At 34.3% G+C, this 19,111-nt stretch carries 16 protein-coding genes; 15 read left to right on the forward strand and 1 reads right to left on the reverse strand.

What is annotated here, in order from left to right; genetic code table 11:
- Positions 1 to 111 precede the first annotated feature (111 nt).
- The 3 genes from gntK to gnd are packed head-to-tail and all read left to right on the forward strand — an operon-like array spanning position 112 to position 3,929.
- Positions 112 to 1,650 (forward strand): gluconokinase, encoded by a 1,539-nt coding sequence (gntK, locus tag AC3WTI_RS02155; protein WP_087956341.1) that lies wholly within the window; start codon positions 112 to 114, stop codon positions 1,648 to 1,650.
- A gap of 14 nt (positions 1,651 to 1,664) precedes the next feature.
- Entirely contained in the window at positions 1,665 to 3,014 is a 1,350-nt protein-coding gene (locus AC3WTI_RS02160) for a GntP family permease (RefSeq protein ID WP_087956342.1), read from the forward strand.
- Between the two features lie 18 nt (positions 3,015 to 3,032).
- On the forward strand, positions 3,033 to 3,929 hold the full coding sequence (gene gnd / locus AC3WTI_RS02165) for a phosphogluconate dehydrogenase (NAD(+)-dependent, decarboxylating) (protein WP_253621550.1): 897 nt from the start codon (positions 3,033 to 3,035) through the stop codon (positions 3,927 to 3,929).
- Positions 3,930 to 4,000: 71 nt separating this feature from the next.
- Here the strand turns inward: gnd and AC3WTI_RS02170 are convergent, their stop codons facing one another.
- On the reverse strand, positions 4,001 to 4,675 hold the full coding sequence (locus AC3WTI_RS02170) for a DUF2711 family protein (protein WP_253621715.1): 675 nt from the start codon (positions 4,673 to 4,675) through the stop codon (positions 4,001 to 4,003).
- Between the two features lie 239 nt (positions 4,676 to 4,914).
- Between AC3WTI_RS02170 and AC3WTI_RS02175 the strand changes: the two genes are divergently transcribed.
- The 12 genes from AC3WTI_RS02175 (at position 4,915) to AC3WTI_RS02230 (ending at position 19,090) form a co-directional block, all read left to right on the forward strand.
- Complete coding sequence (locus AC3WTI_RS02175; RefSeq protein WP_097841451.1) at positions 4,915 to 6,135, forward strand: tetratricopeptide repeat-containing glycosyltransferase; 1,221 nt, start codon at positions 4,915 to 4,917, stop codon at positions 6,133 to 6,135.
- Positions 6,136 to 6,169: 34 nt separating this feature from the next.
- Entirely contained in the window at positions 6,170 to 7,324 is a 1,155-nt protein-coding gene (locus AC3WTI_RS02180) for a CgeB family protein (protein ID WP_097841452.1), read from the forward strand.
- A gap of 146 nt (positions 7,325 to 7,470) precedes the next feature.
- A complete protein-coding gene (locus tag AC3WTI_RS02185; RefSeq protein WP_087956346.1) occupies positions 7,471 to 8,007 on the forward strand; it encodes an NADPH-dependent FMN reductase in 537 nt (178 codons plus the stop codon).
- A 1-nt stretch (position 8,008) separates the two neighbouring features.
- Positions 8,009 to 9,238: an MFS transporter gene (locus AC3WTI_RS02190; protein ID WP_253621551.1), complete on the forward strand. Its 1,230-nt coding sequence runs from the start codon at positions 8,009 to 8,011 to the stop codon at positions 9,236 to 9,238.
- Between the two features lie 117 nt (positions 9,239 to 9,355).
- Positions 9,356 to 9,910, forward strand: coding sequence for a YdcF family protein (locus tag AC3WTI_RS02195; protein ID WP_097841453.1), 555 nt, complete (start codon positions 9,356 to 9,358; stop codon positions 9,908 to 9,910).
- Between the two features lie 102 nt (positions 9,911 to 10,012).
- Positions 10,013 to 10,960 carry an ABC transporter ATP-binding protein gene (locus AC3WTI_RS02200; protein ID WP_087956349.1) on the forward strand — a complete coding sequence of 316 codons (948 nt, stop codon included), beginning with the start codon at positions 10,013 to 10,015 and terminating at the stop codon, positions 10,958 to 10,960.
- A gap of 3 nt (positions 10,961 to 10,963) precedes the next feature.
- Positions 10,964 to 12,475, forward strand: a complete 1,512-nt coding sequence (locus AC3WTI_RS02205) for an ABC transporter permease/substrate-binding protein (protein ID WP_087956350.1) — start codon at positions 10,964 to 10,966, stop codon at positions 12,473 to 12,475.
- A gap of 213 nt (positions 12,476 to 12,688) precedes the next feature.
- Complete coding sequence (gene arcD, locus AC3WTI_RS02210) at positions 12,689 to 14,116, forward strand: arginine-ornithine antiporter (RefSeq protein WP_097841454.1); 1,428 nt, start codon at positions 12,689 to 12,691, stop codon at positions 14,114 to 14,116.
- 75 nt (positions 14,117 to 14,191) lie between these two features.
- Positions 14,192 to 14,452, forward strand: a complete 261-nt coding sequence (locus AC3WTI_RS02215) for a hypothetical protein (protein WP_048528867.1) — start codon at positions 14,192 to 14,194, stop codon at positions 14,450 to 14,452.
- 105 nt (positions 14,453 to 14,557) lie between these two features.
- Positions 14,558 to 16,378: a DUF8727 domain-containing protein gene (locus AC3WTI_RS02220; protein ID WP_142286515.1), complete on the forward strand. Its 1,821-nt coding sequence runs from the start codon at positions 14,558 to 14,560 to the stop codon at positions 16,376 to 16,378.
- Positions 16,368 to 18,218 (forward strand): hypothetical protein, encoded by a 1,851-nt coding sequence (locus AC3WTI_RS02225; RefSeq protein WP_097841455.1) that lies wholly within the window; start codon positions 16,368 to 16,370, stop codon positions 18,216 to 18,218. The genes AC3WTI_RS02220 and AC3WTI_RS02225 overlap by 11 nt, the downstream gene beginning before the upstream one ends.
- Positions 18,219 to 18,493: 275 nt before the next feature.
- The gene (locus AC3WTI_RS02230; protein ID WP_087956354.1) at positions 18,494 to 19,090 is read left to right on the forward strand and encodes a hypothetical protein; all 597 of its coding nucleotides are present in this window, start codon (positions 18,494 to 18,496) and stop codon (positions 19,088 to 19,090) included.
- Positions 19,091 to 19,111 lie beyond the last annotated feature (21 nt).

Raw genomic sequence — 19,111 nt, forward strand, 5'->3', positions numbered from 1 at the left:
ATGAAAAAAATTTTCTTTTTAAAACTTGATTTAAGAAAAAATATTTTATATACTAATTCATGTAAACGGTTTACTAAATCGTATTTTGCTAGAAATGAAGGGAAGATTCGCATGGAAACAAGGGGGAGAGTAATCGGGATTGATATCGGTACCACAAGTACAAAAACGGTTGTGTTCACAGAAAAAGGAAAAGTCGTTGCATCACATGCAGTTGATTATCCAATTATTCAGCCGAACGTCGGATGGGCTGAGCAAGATCCTGATGTAATATGTGCTGCTGTATATAAAACTGTAAGCGTTGCCATCGAAAAGGGTAACGTGTTACCGGAAGATATTTCTTCAATTGGTATTAGTACTGCAATGCACGCATTAATTGCAGTAGATGAAAACGGTGCGCCGTTAACGCGCTCTATTATTTGGGCAGATAATCGAAGTACGAAACAGTCAGAAAAATTATTACAACATATGAATGGTCATGACATTTATAGAAGAACGGGTACACCAATTCATCCGATGTCGCCACTTTCTAAATTATTGTGGATGAAAGAGGAAGAGCCAGAATTATATGCGAGCACATATAAATTTATTTCCATTAAAGAGTATGTTATTTATCAATTATTTTCACGTTACGTAGTGGATTATTCAATAGCATCAGCTACTGGGTTATTTAATTTAGAAACATTAAACTGGGATGAAGATGTTTTAACGATGTTACATATGTCATCAGAAAAGTTATCAACACCTGTGCCAACTACATATATTTTATCGGGTATGAAACCAGAATTAGCACAAAAGATGGGGATTCGTGAAGATACTCCAGTTGTTATTGGTGCAAGTGATGGTGTTCTTGCGAATGTAGGAGTTGGGGCAATATCTCCTGGTTCAGCTGCAATTACGATAGGAACAAGTGGTGCAGTTCGAACAATTTCATCTAGTGTTAATACAGATGAAAAAGGTAGAACATTTTGTTACGCATTAACAGACGAGCACTGGGTGATTGGTGGGCCAACGAATAACGGCGGAATATTACTGAGATGGTTACGTGATGAATTTGGTAGCCCGGAGCAAGAAGTAGCAAAGAAACTTGGCATTGATCCGTATGATTTATTAATTAAATATGCGGAAAGTGTACCAGCTGGAGCGGGTGGATTGCTATTTTTACCGTTTCTATCTGGAGAGCGTGCACCGTACTGGAATGCAAATGCTCGTGGTACATTCTTTGGAATAAATCTTCAGCATAAACGAGAACATTTTATACGTGCAGTCATGGAAGGTGTTTGTATGAGCGTATATTCTGTTGCACTCGCAATCAGAGATTGTACAGGTCCACTTACTGAAATACGTGTTTCAGGAGGCTTTGCGAAATCTGCATTTTGGAGACAAATGTTATCCGATATGATGGGAAAAGAATTGCTTGTTCCTGAAAGTCATGAAGCATCTGCGCTTGGGGCAGCAGCAGTTGCTTTATATGCTGTAGGAAAAATTGATTCTCTTGAAGAGGTAAAGCATTGGATTGATATCGTTCATCATCATGTACCGAATAAAGAAAATACGGCTATATATTTAGAAATGTTTTATATGTATGAACGACTTTACAATCGCTTGAAAGAAGAATTTGATTGTATAGCTGCTTTCCAACGTAAACAATAGGGGGATGGGGAGAAATGGTAGTTGGAATCGTACTAGCGGCAGTTGTCATACTACTTTTACTTATTACAATAGTAAAATGGCATCCGTTTGTCGCGTTAATTTTAACAGCAATTGGTGTAGGACTAGCAATGGGAATGCCGTTGATTGGAACTTCATCAAAAGATCCAGGGATTATTGATTCTATTAAACTAGGGCTTGGTAATACGTTAGGGTTTTTAGCGATAGTATTAGCATTAGGAACAATGCTTGGGAAAATGATGGCCGAATCTGGCGGTGCTGAACGAATTGCTAACACATTAATTGATCGTTTTGGGAAGAAACGTGTTCACTGGGCAATGATGTTCGTTGCATTTTTAGTAGGCATTCCAGTGTTTTTCCAGGTTGGATTTGTACTATTAATTCCATTAGTATTTACAATTGCGTTAGAAACAGGGGTATCACTTATTACAATTGGTATACCACTAGTAGCAGGTTTATCTGTTGTACACGGACTCGTTCCACCGCATCCAGCAGCGATGGCAGCAGTAGGTATTTTTAAAGCAGATGTAGGGAAGACAATTTTATATGCTTTAATCGTCGGACTTCCAACGGCAATCATTTCAGGTCCGCTTTACGGGAAATGGATTGGTGCTCGTATACATAAAGAAGTACCATTAGAAATAGCGGAACAATTTATTGAAAGAGATAAGAAGAAGGAGCTTCCTAGTTTCGGAAATACATTGTTTACAATTTTACTTCCAGTATTTCTAATGCTAGGTGCATCGATTGCGGAAGTAGCGCTAAACAAAACAAGTCAACTTGCACAAGTATTGCATTTTATTGGAGATCCAATAGTCGCCTTATTAATTGCAACGGTATACTCTTTCTTTAGTCTTGGTTATGGAAAAGGTTTCTCAAAAGATAAAGTATTACAATTTACAAATGATTGCCTTGGGCCTATTGCGAACATACTGTTAGTTATTGGTGCAGGCGGCGCATTTAATAAAGTATTATTAGATTCTGGAATTGGAACGACAATTGCAGAAATGGCGAAAGAATCTCATATTTCACCAATATTATTAGCCTGGGGAATTGCGGCACTTATCCGAATTGCGACTGGATCTGCTACAGTTTCTATGATGACAGCGGCTGGAATTGTAGCACCAATTGCAGCAAGTACACCAGGTGTAAATGTAGAACTATTAGCACTTGCAACAGGTGCAGGGTCATTAATTTTATCACATGTAAATGATTCTGGATTTTGGATGATTAAAGAATATTTCGGGATGACTGTGAAAGAAACATTATTAACATGGACGGCAATGGAGACAATATTATCTGTTGTAGCACTTGGACTTATTTCGTTATTAAATATATTTTTATAGAATGGGAGATTGATTAATATGAAACTAGGTTTAATTGGATTAGGAAAAATGGGATTCCCATTAGCGGAACACTTATATGAAGACAAACATGAAGTTGTTGTATATGACGTAAATAAAGAGCTTGTTGAAAAGGCTGGGGCTTTAGGGAATACTGCTCGTTATACATTAAAAGAAATGATCGCTGAACTAGAAGCTCCTCGTACAATTTGGGTAATGGTACCTGCGGGGGAAGTTGTTGAGTCAGTATTAAAAGATGTATATCCATTATTAGAGGAAGGCGATATCGTTATTGAAGGCGGAAATTCATTCTATAAAGATACGTTACGCCGTGCTGAAGAAGCGAAAAGCTTTGGTTTACATTACATAGATATCGGTACATCAGGCGGTGTAGAAGGAGCAAGATACGGTGCTTGCTTAATGGTTGGTGGAGAAAAAGAAATTTACGATCAATTAGAACCTTTATTTAAAGATTTAGCAGTAGAGAATGGGTATTCTTATGCAGGCCGCGTCGGAAGTGGTCATTTCTTAAAAATGGTTCATAACGGTATTGAATACGGAATGATGCAAGCAATCGCTGAAGGATTTGAAGTGTTAGATAAAAGTGATTTTGACTTCAATTATGAAGATGTTGCAAAAGTATGGGCAAACGGATCGGTTATCCGCGGTTGGTTAATGGACTTAACTGAAAAGGCATTTGCAGATGATCCGAAACTAGATGGTATTAAAGGTGTAATGAACTCTTCAGGAGAAGGGAAATGGACTGTGGAAACCGCACTTGAACTTCAAGCGGCAGCACCAGTAATCGCAATGTCATTATTTATGCGCTACCGTTCTCAAGAAGATGATACATTCCACGGAAAAGTAGTTTCAGCTCTTCGTAATCAGTTCGGTGGACATGAAGTTGTGAAAAAATAGGAAATAATTTTGAAAAGAAACTTGTGCAAAGGCGCAAGTTTCTTTTTTTTATAGTGTAAGAAATTTCTAATTTATAAATACCAATCAATCATTGTTTTTTTATCGCATATGATGGCTTCAATATGTATTGATTGAACAATGTGTTCTATATTTTCGTCTTTCGCTAATAAAAAAGTTGTAAAGGAATCAAACATACTCATGAATGCATAATCCATGTTTTCATCAGTAATAATGAACTCACTACAGAAAAGGTCCCAAATATTTAAAGGGGTTGTATCATTTATCTGTAATGATTCGTTTGTATCAAAGATTGGTTCAGAGAAATATAGATTTTTTGCACCTTTCGAACCAAGGAGTTTTAGTAAATTCTGTAATAAAAATATAGATGTATAATCTTCCGTTGGATAATAAAGGTCTTGTTTAAATTTTGAATGTAGCTTTTTAGCTAAGTCATCTCTTTTATATTCTTCTGAAAAGGCATTAATGGAAGTTAACATGGCTATTGCTAGTTCTGTGTATGAATTTAGTCCACTATAAGACATCATTTCCTTCCAAGAAACGGATTTCCCATTTTGAATGATTTCTTCAGCACTTGGATATATGTGCTCGTAAGGTTTTTTTCTTACTGAGTTTTCCCACCCTAAAGGCATTTGGACAAAAGGATGAAGTAATATAGCAGCAGACTTAAATTTGCTTGGTAGTTGTTCTAAAATTGGTGATTTATCATCTAGCCAAATGTAATCCAACAAAATAACCCTCCCTCTTAAACTATGAATTATACGACTTTCCATATTAAGTACTGTATGTTCATTTTGTACTGATTGTATCAAATATATAGTGAAGCATGAAAGATGTCCCAATATAAAAATAAGAATAAATAAAATGAAGTTTTCATAAATAGTAAAAGGATGATTATGTCATCAGTGTAGCTATGAAATGGTGTTACATATGAAAAGAGCGTGTTAATAAAATATGAGGTGGTTAAATGGGAAATGAGAAAGTGAAGAATGCAGGGGAAGAAAAAAAGTTATGTCTTTGTATGATTGTTAAGAACGAGTCTAGAATTATGGAAAGATGTTTAAATGCTACAAAATCAATTGTAGATTTTGTTTCTATTTGTGATACGGGATCAACTGATAGTACACCTGAAATTATTGAAAATTGGTGCAAAGAAAATGATATCCCTGGAACAGTTCATCATGAACCATTTAATAACTTTGGTTATAACAGAAGTTTAGCAGTTTCATTGGCGCAACAAACATATCCAGAAGCAGATTATTTATTAATATTAGATGCAGATATGATATTAGAAGTTGATCCGGGGTTTGATAAGACTAGTTTAGCGGAAGACCATTATCTTACATTGCAATATGATATTCACATTAAGTATTGGCTTACACGCCTTTTGAAAGCTTCTTTACCATGGAAATCTGTCGGTGTTACTCATGAGTATTGGGATATAGACCGTTCTAAAGTTGGTGCGAATTACAATACAAGGGTAGCTAGGTTAGAGACGCTTGTCGTTAACGATCCTGGGGATGGTGGTAGTAAAGCTGATAAATTTGAGAGAGACGAGAGGTTATTGTTACAAGGTTTGAGTGATCCAGAAACAACGCCAGATTTGCATATAAGATATTTATTTTATTTAGCCCAAACTTATTTTCATTTAAGGCAATTTGAAGATTCGATTAAATGGTATAAAAAACGAGTGGAGGCAGGAGGATGGGTTGAAGAGGTGTTCTATTCGTTGCTGCGAATAGGATTTTGTTATGAACAATTAGCAAACAATGCAGCAAATAAACAACATGAAGTAACAGAAGCAGAGGAAAAAGAAAATGCTAAGGCGCAAGAAGAGCAATATACAGCATTAGCTATTCTTTATTTTCAAAAAGCGTGGGAATATAGACCAACTCGGGCTGAGCCATTATACCAACTGGCAAGAATGTATCGATTAAAATCTCAAAATAATATTGCTTTGATGTATGCCCTGCAAGGGAAGGAAATTCCTTTTCCGAATAATGATCTTCTATTTGTAGATTATCATGTGTATGATTACTTATTTGACTATGAAATTTCTATAAGTGCATTTTATATACCACATAAAAAACATTTAGGTGCAGTATCACAAAAATTTTTGGAATCGAAAAAAGAAGAGCTACCGTTGCATATAGCAAATATGGTTGAAAGTAATGCGAAATTTTATTAAATACATTTTCGGTTAAAGGAGTAGTGGAGTAATAATGGAATTAATACGATGGGCGCTAGAACTAGGGGAATCTGTGCATGGAAATACGTATGAAGAATTGATGCCACTACTAGATTATTATTATGATCGTGATCATTTAAAAGCGTATTGTATCGCAAATCTTCTTTTAGACATGGACGTAGCAGATGAGCATCGGCAAAAAATTGAATTAAGAAGGTGCATTGCTGCTTATTATGCTGGAATGTATAAAGTAGCAAAAAAACATGCAAGTGAGCTTTTACTTAAATATCCAGATGTGGATTTATATAAAAATAATTTAAGACTTATGGAAGCTTATTTGAATAAAGAATATGATTATTGTCTTTTTATATGCCCAAAGACGTATGGTAGTTTTATAGATGTCGCGCGATCTTTGAAATGGCGATTGGAGCAGGAGGGAAATACAGCAATTATATCTGAAACAATACTAGAAAATGTGAAAAATACAATTGTTTTCGGAGCGCATACATATGCACATAACCCGAATCTAATTCCGAAAAATGCAATTATTTATAATTTAGAACAGCTATATGAAGGAAGTCCTTATGCGCATCCCCTTTATTTAATGTTATTAAAAGATAAGGAAATTTGGGATTATAGCAAACAAAATATAGAATGGTTAAAACAAAAAGGAGTAGGAAAAGAGATAAAACATGTGGAAATGAACTATGCTCCAACTTTAGAAATAAAAAGGGATGCATTTGAAGATGGGATAACTGAAGACATTGATATACTGTTTATAGGTGCTCTTAACCCGAGGCGGCAAGCTATTTTTGATCAATTAAAAGCGATTGCCCCGCATTTAAATATTGTTTTTAAAAATAATGCGTGGGGAATTGTCAGAAATGAGTTAATTGCTAGGTCTAAAATTATATTAAATATTCACTTTTACTTATCGGGCATTCTGGAAACACCTCGAGTTTCTTATGCAGTGGCAAATAAGAAATTTATTATTTCGGAAAATAGCAATCCAGAGGACGAGATAGAGTGGCCAGGAATTGTGTTTACTCCGTATGAAAAAATAATAGAAAATATTATGAAATATGTAGCCTTACCAGAAGAACGTATCAAACTAGCAGAGAAAGCGTATACTCATTTTGAAGCAAAAGGAAGCAAAGGCATACTGAGTCATAAAGAGGAGGAAAAGTAATTGTGAAGAACTCATACTTTCGTATGAGTTCTTTTTTACGTCTATCATACTATTTTATCAAGCTAGTTCTCTCTTTATATTGTGTTTTGTATAGAAATTTCTGATAATATATAAGTATAACTGGAAAACAAAGGGGAGAAATAATTATGAAACTAGTCGTTATTAATGGTACACCAAGAAAATTCGGTAGAACTCGTGTAGTGGCAAAATATATTGCTGATCAATTTGAAGGGGAGTTATACGATTTAGCAGCAGAGGAACTGCCTTTATATAATGGGGAAGAATCACAACGTGAATTAGAAGCGGTAAAAAAATTAAAGGCGTTAGTGAAAACTGCAGACGGTGTAGTACTATGTACACCTGAATATCATAATGCAATGAGTGGAGCGTTGAAAAATTCGTTAGATTACTTGAGTAGTAGTGAATTTGTTCATAAACCTGTCGCTTTACTTGCAGTTGCAGGAGGCGGTAAAGGTGGAATTAATGCATTAAACAGTATGCGTATTGTTGCTAGAGGAGTATACGCAAATGCAATCCCAAAACAAGTTGTGCTGGATGGACTTCATGTACAAGACGGTGAACTGGGAGAAGATGCAAAACCATTAATTCATGATTTAGTTAAAGAATTAAAAGCATATATGGGTGTATATAAAGAGGTGAAAAAACAACTAGGAGTGGAGTGATATGCCATCTCTGTATAAAGATTCACGCTTGTATTTCATTCTAGGGGCCAATAGTCTATCAGCTATTGGTTCCGGTATTGTGATGATAACGATTCCGTGGTTGTTAATTAAAGAGAGTGGGGGAGAGACAACGTTTGGTTATGTATCTATCATCTCAACCCTTATTATGTTTTTGTTAACACCTTTTATCGGGCAAAGTATTGATCGTTTTTCAAGAAAATCTTTACTATTATGTAATGAAGGTATTGGGATAGTCGTTATAGGAATGATGGCAATATGGGGATTTACTGGGCAACCTTATCATTCTATTCACTATATTCTCATATATATTGCAGGGTCATTTTACTATTTATTATTTTATCCTACCATATTTGCTTTCAACCAAGAGATATTTCAAGCAGAACACTATAAAAGTTTAAGTGGAACAATGGAAATACAAGGACAGTTAACGCAAGTTATTTCAGGAGCGGCTGCTAGCTTCCTTATTGAAATTATTTCTTTAAAATGGATTTTGTTAGTAGATCTGTTAACTTTTATAGGAGCATTCGTCCTTTTCTTATGTATACCGTACGTAAAGAAAAAGGAAGTGAAAAAGAAAGTAACATTTAAGAAGCAATTGTTCGAAGGGATTCACTTTATGCAAAAGCGTCCAAAGCTCTTTTGGTTTTTACTTGCGACGTATATGCCGTTTATCGGTGTTATGATGGCAAATTATTTAATCCCGGTATATATTTCAGATATATTAAAAGCTAGTGCTTCTGTATACGCAATAGAAGGTATGATGTATGGTGTGGGAGCGGTTCTTGCGGGAATAAGTATTCCAATTATGATGAAATATATCAAAATAGAAATTTCAATCGTCATGACGATGTTCCTATATGTAATTTCAATTACCGCAATGATTATTGAACCTTCCGTAATGTTGTTATATGGACTTGCAATTTTTCATGCAATTGGAAATGCGGGTACAAGAGTGGCGAGAAATGTATTAATGATGGAGGAAATTCCAAACGAAGTAATGGGACGTGTAGACAGCTTATTTCGATTAACTGGTACAGGAATACGAATTGTATTATTAATGCTGTTTACAGCTGGAGTATCTAAAACTGGGGTAATGCTCCCTTTTTACGTATTAAGCTGCATATTAATCGTATCATTAGGAATCGCTATATATTATGTGCTTTCACAACGTAAAGTAGGGACGAATGTTTCTAATAAATCAATCGTATAAAGTGAAACTCTAATCAGCCCTCACCAATCGGGCTGCCCGCAAATAGCTGGATAAAAAGTACTTCTGCCTTCCTATCTTTTTCTATATAATAAAAAGAAAGGGAGTGTAAATGTATTTATGAACAAATGGATTTTGCTTATCATCTTATTACCACCACTATACGTTCTTTATATGACCTTTCGAATGAAGAAAGTGGCTCGTGAAAAATTGAGCTATCACTCTCCGTACGTTCTTATATTAGGCGCGAAATTATTTGGGGATAAACTGTCTTTATCTCTTCAAAACCGTTTGGATGTAGCATTGGAATATTTAGTTTCCCATCCTACAGTGAAAGTAATTGTTTCAGGTGGTCAAGGAGAAGATGAAGATATACCGGAAGCTCATAGTATGAGAAATTATTTAATGGCGCGTGGTATAGATGAGAGTCGTGTATTAATAGAAGATCAATCTACAAATACGTATGAGAATTTAAAGTTTAGTATGGATTTATATGATGTGAAACATGCGGTAGTTGTAAGTAATACGTATCATTTGTATAGAACGAAAATAATTGCAAAGCGTTTAGGAATAAAGATGGAGGCACTAGCTGCTGAAACGCCAATGCGCTCTAAGAGAAAAATGTATGTACGTGAATATGCCGCTATTATGAAAACAATATTGTTAGACCGTTAGAGCTCAAATGTGAGCTCTTTTTTTGTAGAATAATGCGTATCATTTGAAATGAATTCCATATTCCATCAAAATAAAGGAAACAATGATAAAGGAGTTGTATTTGTGATTCAGTTTAATCAAGTGTCAAAAGCATATGAAGATGGCACAAAAGCAGTGGATTCATTGCATTTAGAAATTAAAAAGGGAGAATTTTTTGTCCTTATTGGTCCGAGTGGTTGCGGGAAAACAACGACAATGAAGATGATTAATCGTTTAATTGAAACGACAGAAGGCTCGATTTTAATCGATGGAAAAGATATTCAACAATATAATATTAATGAATTACGCTGGGATATAGGATACGTGTTGCAGCAAATTGCTTTGTTTCCGCATATGACAATTGCTGAAAATATTGCCGTTGTTCCTGAAATGAGAAAGTGGAGCAAAGAAAAAATAAAAGCTCGTGTCGATGAGTTGCTACAGATGGTCGGGCTAGATCCAGACGTATATCGCGATCGTATGCCTGATGAATTATCAGGAGGGCAAAAGCAGCGCGTTGGTGTCGTAAGGGCATTAGCCGCAAATCCGAAAATCGTTCTTATGGATGAACCATTTAGTGCATTAGATCCTTTAAGTAGAGAGCAACTTCAGAAGGATATCGTACAATTGCAAAAGAAGATCCAAAAAACAATTGTATTCGTAACACATGATATGCAAGAAGCATTATCACTTGGAGATCGTATTTGTATTATGAAAGAAGGAAAAGTAGTTCAATTAGATACACCAGAAGGAATTATACATAATCCGAAAAATGAATTTGTAGAAGAGTTCATTGGAAATCGTGGACGACCTTGGTATGAGGGGAAAAGTATAGAAGATGTATTGCCACTTGATGAGAGTATACGGGTAGAAGGGGATGCACTATCATTACATTCTTCTTTACAAGAAGCTTTAGTTCGTGTGCGAGCTGATGAAGTTGTTCCAGTTGAAGCAAATGGTCAATATGTTGGAGCTTTAACAAGCCGTCATATTGTCAATTATATTGTTGAACAAATGAAGGAAAGAGGCTAAACAGTGACTGATTTTATACAAACGTTCCAAGAACGAAAAATAGAATTACTAACTGCATTAAGTGAGCATTTACAAATATCGCTTATTTCATTATTTTTTGCAGTAATAATTGCGGTACCGCTTGGCATTTTTTTAACGAGAAAAGAACGAATGGCTGAATTTATTATAGGAACTTCTGCAGTTATGCAAACAGTGCCATCACTTGCATTACTCGGCCTTTTAATTCCGTTAGTAGGAATTGGAAAACTTCCAGCCATAATTGCGTTAGTTGTGTATGCACTATTACCTATTTTACGCAATACATATACGGGAATAAGGGAGTTAGATGAATCTTTAATCGAAGCAGCAAGAGCTATGGGGATGAATAGCTGGAGGAGACTGTGGAAGGTAGAACTTCCTCTTGCATTACCAATTATTATGGCAGGTATTCGTACGGCGATGGTATTAATTGTTGGAACGGCTACATTAGCAGCTCTTATAGGTGCTGGTGGGCTTGGAAAACTCATATTGCTTGGTATTGATCGGAATGATCATGCACTTATCATTTTAGGGGCCGTACCAGCCGCGTTACTCGCTTTATTCTTTGATGTAGTACTTAGAGTGCTTGAGAGTCCGAAACGCTCTTCTAAGCGTGTTATATTGACGATATGTATGATTTGTATCATGATTGCTGCTCCTTTTCTTTGGAACACACAAAAGAAAGATCTTGTTATTGCTGGCAAACTTGGGTCAGAACCTGAAATTTTAATTCAAATGTACAAGCAGCTTATTGAACAAAATACCGATTTACACGTAGAATTAAAACCAGGCCTTGGAAAAACAGCATTTGTATTTGAAGCATTGAAATCAGGGGAAGTAGATATTTACCCAGAATTTTCAGGAACAGCTTTATCTACTTTCGTGAAAGAAGAGCCAAAAAGCACAAATCGGGATGAAGTATATGAGCAGGCTCGCGTTGGAATGGAAAAGAAGTATAATATGGTGATGTTGAAGCCGATGGAGTATAACAATACATATGCACTAGCTATGCCGAAAAAAATAGCAGATCAAAATAATATAAATACAATTTCTGAATTAGGAAAAATGGCACAAGATGCTAAAGTAGGATTCACATTAGAATTTGCGGATCGTGAAGACGGTTATAAAGGAATGCAAAAATTATATAACTATAAGTTTTCAAATGTGAAAACGATGGAACCGAAACTACGTTATAGTGCAATTCAATCAGGAGATGTTAACGTAATCGATGCATATTCAACAGATAGTGAACTTGAGCAATACGGACTTAAAGTGCTAAAAGATGATAAAGGATTATTCCCACCATACCAAGGTGCACCGTTATTAAGAAAAGAGACATTAGAAAAATATCCTGAACTTGAAAAAGTATTAAATAAATTATCTGGAAAGATTACAGATGAAGAAATGCGAAAAATGAATTATGAAGTAAATGTGAATGGAAAAGGTAGTGAAGAAGTAGCGAAACAATTTTTACAAAAAGAGAATTTACTTCGTTAAATTTACAAGAAATATACAAATTTATATGTATGAAATGACCGTTCATTACAAAATGAACGGTTTTTTTGTGCATACTTATACATTTTTTCAAAAAAGTATTCCATTTTTCTTCATTTTCTTTTAGAATAAGTAATGTTTTCCTGAAAAAATATAAGAGAAACGTCTATTAGAGAAAAAGGTGACTTTAATAGTTGAACGAACATAACACCTAGAATGACAGATGGGGTGGTACAAATAGAAAAGAAGTTAGGGTTTTTTCCATTAATTGCATTAGTAGTCGGAACAATGGTTGGTGGCGGTGTATTTAGTTTACCGCATGATTTAGCAGTAGGAGCAAATAGTGGCTCTATAATAATTGGCTGGTGTATTACAGCGATGGGAATGATTCCACTCGCGCTCGTATATCAAACGTTAGCAAGAAAAAAACCAGAGCTTGAGGGCGGAATTTATAGTTATGCACGTGCTGGTTTTGGTGAATATATTGGATTTAACAGTGCATGGGGATACTGGTTAGCAGGAATTTTAGGAAACGTTGCAACAATTATGTTACTGTTTAGTACGTTAGGTTATTTCTTCCCAATTTTTAAGGGCGGAAATAGTGTTGCATCTATCGTAGGTGCATCAATTTTACTATGGACACTACATTTTCTAATTTTATTTGGAATTCGTGAAGCTTCTATTATGAACGTTATTGCAACGATAGGGAAATTGGTTCCAATCGTATTATTTATTGTTGTAATGGTGACAGCGTTTCGCTGGGATACATTTACACATGATTTTTGGGGAGAAGGAACTATTTCAGTTTCCTCTATACTTGGTCAAGTGAAAAATACAATGCTTGTAACTCTTTGGGTATTCATCGGGGTTGAAGGAGCGGTAGTATTATCTGGAAGAGCAAAAAATAGCCGAGACGTCGGTAAAGCGACAGTATTAGGACTTATTTTAGTAATGTCTATTTATATTTTAATTTCTGTCTTGTCAATGGGAGCAATGACAAGAGGAGAACTAGCAGTTTTAGAAACACCGTCAATGGGACATGTATTAGAACATGTTGTTGGAACGTGGGGTGCAGTGGCGATTAACATCGGGTTAGTTGCTTCACTTGTAGGTACATTAATAGGCTGGTTTTTACTTGTTTCTGAAATTTCTCACGTAGCAGGAAAAGATGGCGTGTTTCCGAAAGTTTTTACGAAAACAAATAAAAAACAAACGCCGCATATGGCATTATGGATCTCAAATGGCGTTGCCCAAGTTATATTTATAATTGTCCTGTTTTCAGAATCAACATATCAAATTATGTATTTCATAGCGTCAACATCAATTTTAGTACCATATTTATTATCAGCGTTATTCCAATTCAAATTAGTTATTACAAACGAACTAAAAGATGCAAAAGTAAAAAACGGATCGTTAGCGTTAATTGCTTCTATTTATTCTGTATGGCTTCTATATGCAGCAGGTTTGAAAAATTTATTACTCGTTTCAATCGTATATGGAATCGGGATTATTGTTTACATGTATGCAAGAAAAGAAAAAGGAAATCGTTGTTTTAGAGGTATTGAGAGATATGTAATGTGGGCAATTGTTATTGCAGCTATCACATCAATCTATATGTTATTGACTGGAAATATAAAAATGTAAAAGTCCTTTTAAATAAAGGGCTTTTTTCTTTGCCTAGAGAATATTTAATACATAAGATATTCAGGAGGGATGAAAATGGAAGAAAAAGAACAGTTGACCAGAATTGTTGATTTAGCGAGTGAAGTAAGGAAAGTATTAGTGCAAGAATCTTTTTTTAATCATCATCCTGAACTACGCGGAGTGATTGAAAATTTAGCGAGTGCTGTAGAAAATTTAGCGGAATTACAGCAACATAAAGATGAAAACGCTGAAGATCGTTTACGATATGTACTTGCTAAAATGAAAATTGCTCATAATGCCATTTTACAAGAGAAAAATGCATTTCCATCTCATTAATATACGTTTTCATTTTGAACCTGGCGGATAACGTCAGGTTTTTTGTTTCTAGTTTTTCTTTTCTTTCATACACTAAGAATAGTATGAAAAAAGAAGGTGACGAAGGTGAAATTACATAAAGCTCTTCAGCCAAGTTTTATAAAACGAATGTACTATATGAGGTTTATCGGAAAGTTTATAAAAGCAGAGAAAGAGAAGAATGGAGAGAATTTCTTTGTACAATGCCTATCGCCAATGCCATTCCCGTTACAAGAGCAATTAAAAGATGAACCATATGTATTTGAAGGGTTATGTAGTAATAAAAAAAATGAAAAGATCTTTTCAGAATTAAAGAAAAGAAAATTAGAAAAACAATTGGTTATGTTTCGACTCTATTATGAAAGAGGGCATATATACGCGGAATTAATTTGTACAGAAGAACCGCGAGAAATCGCAAATGGTTATAAAATGATTCCAGTACCTAAAGTTTCCAATTATAAAAAAGGGGAGTCTTTAGAAAGAAAACTTAATAACGGTTATTTGTCATTTCTAATGCCTAAATATCCGAAAGACTTTGAGCCTCCCGAATTATTATGGCACGATGGAAGGCTGTATGGAAATATATCTTTAAAGTCATCAACAATTAGTTCAATCGCATATTTTGAACAACAGCGGGAATGTAAGTATATAGACGTTAATGACTGGGTGAAGTATGTAGAAATAGCAGTAGAAGATCAATTATATTTTGTAAGCAATCAAGTGTATGAGCAATTAAAAAAACGAATGAATGAAGAAGGTAAGCATGTAGAAATAGAGGAACTAAAAGTACAAAAGGATGAATGGGAATGGGATGAGCGTGAAGCCGTCTTTTTGCAATATGTAAAGAGTTTTGTACGTAATAAAGGGCTATATTTAGATGAAACGGACATTTATAATTTTCATATAAGTGCAAAAACCAATATGTTGACGATTCTTGGTGGTATACCGGGCGCTGGGAAATCACGTTTTGTGCAAGCTTATGCAGAAGCACTTGGATTACAATACGGGGAAGAATTGGTTTGGATCCCGATTTCACCTTCGTATCAAGAACCGCATGATTTACTTGGTTATCTTCACCCTAATGGTACTTTTATTGAAAGTGAAACAAAATTAGTTAGGGCGTTAATGAAGGCAAAAGAAAATCAAAATCAGCTGTATATAATCGTTTTTGATGAAATGAATATGTCACATATTGAGCATTGGTTTACTCCATTTCTATCTGTGCTTCAACTTGAAAAGCAAAATCGTATTTTAAATTTATATGAAGGTGTACAAGAAAAAGAAAATCCAATTCCACCATCAATTGAAATTGGAGAAAATATTATATTTGTAGGTACTATAAATTTTGATGAAACAACGAAAGAGCTCTCAGATCGATTATTAGATCGGACAAATTTAATAACGTTACAAAAGATTCCGTTTTGTGAGATGTGTATGGAACAAGAGAAAGTTGTATTACAACCTCCTCTGAAAGTAACTGCAGGAGAATTTCGTATAAATTGGATCAGGAATAAAACGATGATTGAAGTGTTTTCTGGAGAAGAGTTAGAACTGTTAGATAAGTTACATGCTGTATTGTCATCACACGATGCGTCAAAGGGAATTTCATTTCGGTGTGCAAACGCAATCGCTTCTTATTTGCAAAATATACCGTATCAAAATAACCATTCTTATATGATCAGTAGAGAAGAGGGATTTGATTTACAAATTAAGCAACGTATATTGACGAAAATAAGAGGGACTGAAATGATGGTTGGATCGTTACTTTCTGAAGAAGTAAAAAGGGGAGCGACATTAGTACCTCTTTTGCAATCTTCACTTGCAAACAGAGTATCTACATTTGAACACTCTATAGCATATATAAGAGAAAAGCGTAGAGAACTGGAGTTGTATGGTTATGCAAAATGAAGGGCGATATGAAACAGAAATCGTTGATACGAAAGAAACGCTCCCTTTTGTATTAAAGTTAATCATTGGAACAGAGGCAAAAGGGGAGTATATTTTATTAAATCGTCTTTGTACATCTACTACAGCATTAGTTCAATGTATTTATAAAGTCCAAGAATTAAAACCAATCAGATTGCAATACCATTATGAAAATCCAATGAATATTACTTTTGTATGGAATAAAGTATATGAGGGACAGAAGAATATAAAAGAGACAAAATATGAAATAAATGACAAAAAACAAAAGATATTAATATATGAACATGGAAAAACAGAATTCTTTTATCCATGGCGTTGTGGTTTATATCATTTTGAGGTAAACATAGAAGATCGAACGTATTATGGTGCTTTTCAAATCGTTCCAAAAAATTTTTTTAATGATCAATTTGAAATGATTCAAGATTATGTGAAGTCAATTTTAAATGAGTTGATTTTAGATAGAGGTTATTATAAAAAGACTTTCTCTGTGCTAAGTGATATTGAAGATTCTTCTTATTTAGTGTTACTTAGAAAGTTGCCACAAAAAATGAAAAAGATAAAGCAAATTTTTAAGAAAATAGAATCAAGTTCAAAGTTTATACATGAATATAAATGGGAAGAAAAAGAGCGGAAAGCAACGAGAAAAGGAGCCGTAGTCGCGGAAAGAAAACCGTATGCAAAATATTATAATCGTAAGTTTATAGAACAAAAAAATAGTAAGGAAAATGCATTTCTTAAATTTAAAGCGATGCAATTTTATCTTTATTTACTTGAAGCGGAAAGTTTTTTGCGTCAAACAATTGAAATATTAGAAAGAGCAAAGAAGAAGAAATCAGAAGAATTTCAAGCTGTAAAAACGATTATACAAACAATTGAGCGTAATGGATCAGTGACCGATAGAGAGAAACAAAAATATAAAAATATACATTTACTAAAAGAGGCGGATTTACGAAAAAGTTCCATGAAGATACAAGAATATAAAATATTAGCGCATTTTGTACATGAAAGTGTACAATATTTTCAAACTTTAATGCATTCTCCATTTTGGAGAGAAGTTTCTGAAACGGGTAAGATGAACTCATATAATTTACCAATACCACATAAACAACTACTACAGCATTTAGATTTACTTCCACAATACACAGATCAATCTCCATCTTTATTGTTTGTTTATAAACCAACATTTTTAGTGTATGAATATTACGCTTTTTTTATCGTTATTTCTATGTTAGAACATATTGGTTTTGAGGCTAGAAATTCCATTCGTGAACAAATACAAGAGCATTTTTATGTAGATGGATTGCAAGATGGAACGACAGTAGTTTTACACCGAGATGATATGAGAGTACATGTCGCATTTAATGATTTAATTGAAACACATCCTCTTATTGCATTAAGTAAAGGGAGTAATTTTTATAATGGAGAGGACACGAAGAAGCCAGATATTCGATTAGACTGTTATGTAAAGGAAGAAGAGAAATATGTATATCAATCTTCTATTATTATTGAAGTGAAGTATAGCCCAATGTACAATATTTTTCAGCACGTTGGAAATACGAAAGCGACTGAGCAAATGTATAAGTACTGGTCTATAAAATATGTAGAAGAACAAGAGGGAAAGCGAGTCTATCATCGAAGGGCTATTTATGAAGTCATTTGTGTATATCCAGGAAGTCATATGCATAGTAAAAAAATTGAGTCTGGATGTGGTGTGTTCTTGCAATTATATCCATACAAAACGAAACAAGGGGAAGAGAAATTAGCTGGAAAACATGGAATGGTACAAATTTTTGAGAAGTGGTTAAAAAGCATGAAAAAGTAAAAGAAATCCTTTTTTATAAAGGATTTTTTTAGGTTAAGAAGAATTATATGCAGTATGGAAGACAGCTCTTTACGATATGAATTTGATAGTAATATAAATAAGTTGTTAGCAGAACGCTACATGAGTAATAAAAGAAGATTAAGATGGAATTTAATTCATTTTGCAGAATATAATAAGTCATAAATATTTTTAGTTGCATACGAAGATTTGTTCTTATATGATAGATAGTGAAAGCGTTATCAAAAACAGAGCGGCGATGGGAAAGGTGGGGAAATATGTTCCAGCGTGTTCAAACAAAGGAAGAACATTTTTGGTTCGAGCAACTATGGGGAGATTTTTGTGAAGAAAGAAACTTAATGTTCGTAGAACGTAATTTAAATCCATCACGATTTTTATTAATAGAAGATGAACATCATATCGGTACAGTAGAATGTATTAAGTATACGGTACCAGAGCAATCGAATTCTGAGTTTTTCTATCCGTTTTCTAAAAATGATCTAGTGAAAGATTTGAAAAATGTATATGAAATAGGTAAGTTAAGTATTGCGAAAACGTCTCGTGGGAGAGGACATTTCAAAAGACTAACAGCCATTTTATTTATGCATGCATTAGAAACGAAAGCAGAATGGTATATTGCAGCAGTTACAAAAAGAATGTACATGTATTTATTAACACTCGGTTTTCCAATTGAACCGATAGATAAGCCATTTCAGTTTCATGATACTTTACAAGGTGTACCAGTACGAATTCATGCCCGAAAAGGGGCTACACATTTGTATTCTTTAAAAGAATTTCGAGATGTAATTCAAGGAAATGCTCATGCACAAGCATTAATCGCAGAATACAGTAAGAATATTATGTTAACCAAATAAATCAAAATGAATATGTATAAT

The organism is Bacillus sp. EB106-02-03-XG38, assembly GCF_058792175.1.

Excerpts from the sequence above, each read along its gene's own strand:
- gntK (WP_087956341.1), top strand. The coding sequence starts at position 112 with ATGGAAACAAGGGGGAGAGTAATCGGGATTGATATCGGTACCACAAGT.
- AC3WTI_RS02160 (WP_087956342.1), top strand. The coding sequence starts at position 1,665 with ATGGTAGTTGGAATCGTACTAGCGGCAGTTGTCATACTACTTTTACTT.
- gnd (WP_253621550.1), top strand. The coding sequence starts at position 3,033 with ATGAAACTAGGTTTAATTGGATTAGGAAAAATGGGATTCCCATTAGCG.
- AC3WTI_RS02175 (WP_097841451.1), top strand. The coding sequence starts at position 4,915 with ATGGGAAATGAGAAAGTGAAGAATGCAGGGGAAGAAAAAAAGTTATGT.
- AC3WTI_RS02180 (WP_097841452.1), top strand. The coding sequence starts at position 6,170 with ATGGAATTAATACGATGGGCGCTAGAACTAGGGGAATCTGTGCATGGA.
- AC3WTI_RS02185 (WP_087956346.1), top strand. The coding sequence starts at position 7,471 with ATGAAACTAGTCGTTATTAATGGTACACCAAGAAAATTCGGTAGAACT.
- AC3WTI_RS02190 (WP_253621551.1), top strand. The coding sequence starts at position 8,009 with ATGCCATCTCTGTATAAAGATTCACGCTTGTATTTCATTCTAGGGGCC.
- AC3WTI_RS02195 (WP_097841453.1), top strand. The coding sequence starts at position 9,356 with ATGAACAAATGGATTTTGCTTATCATCTTATTACCACCACTATACGTT.
- arcD (WP_097841454.1), top strand. The coding sequence starts at position 12,689 with ATGACAGATGGGGTGGTACAAATAGAAAAGAAGTTAGGGTTTTTTCCA.
- AC3WTI_RS02215 (WP_048528867.1), top strand. The coding sequence starts at position 14,192 with ATGGAAGAAAAAGAACAGTTGACCAGAATTGTTGATTTAGCGAGTGAA.
- AC3WTI_RS02225 (WP_097841455.1), top strand. The coding sequence starts at position 16,368 with ATGCAAAATGAAGGGCGATATGAAACAGAAATCGTTGATACGAAAGAA.
- AC3WTI_RS02230 (WP_087956354.1), top strand. The coding sequence starts at position 18,494 with ATGTTCCAGCGTGTTCAAACAAAGGAAGAACATTTTTGGTTCGAGCAA.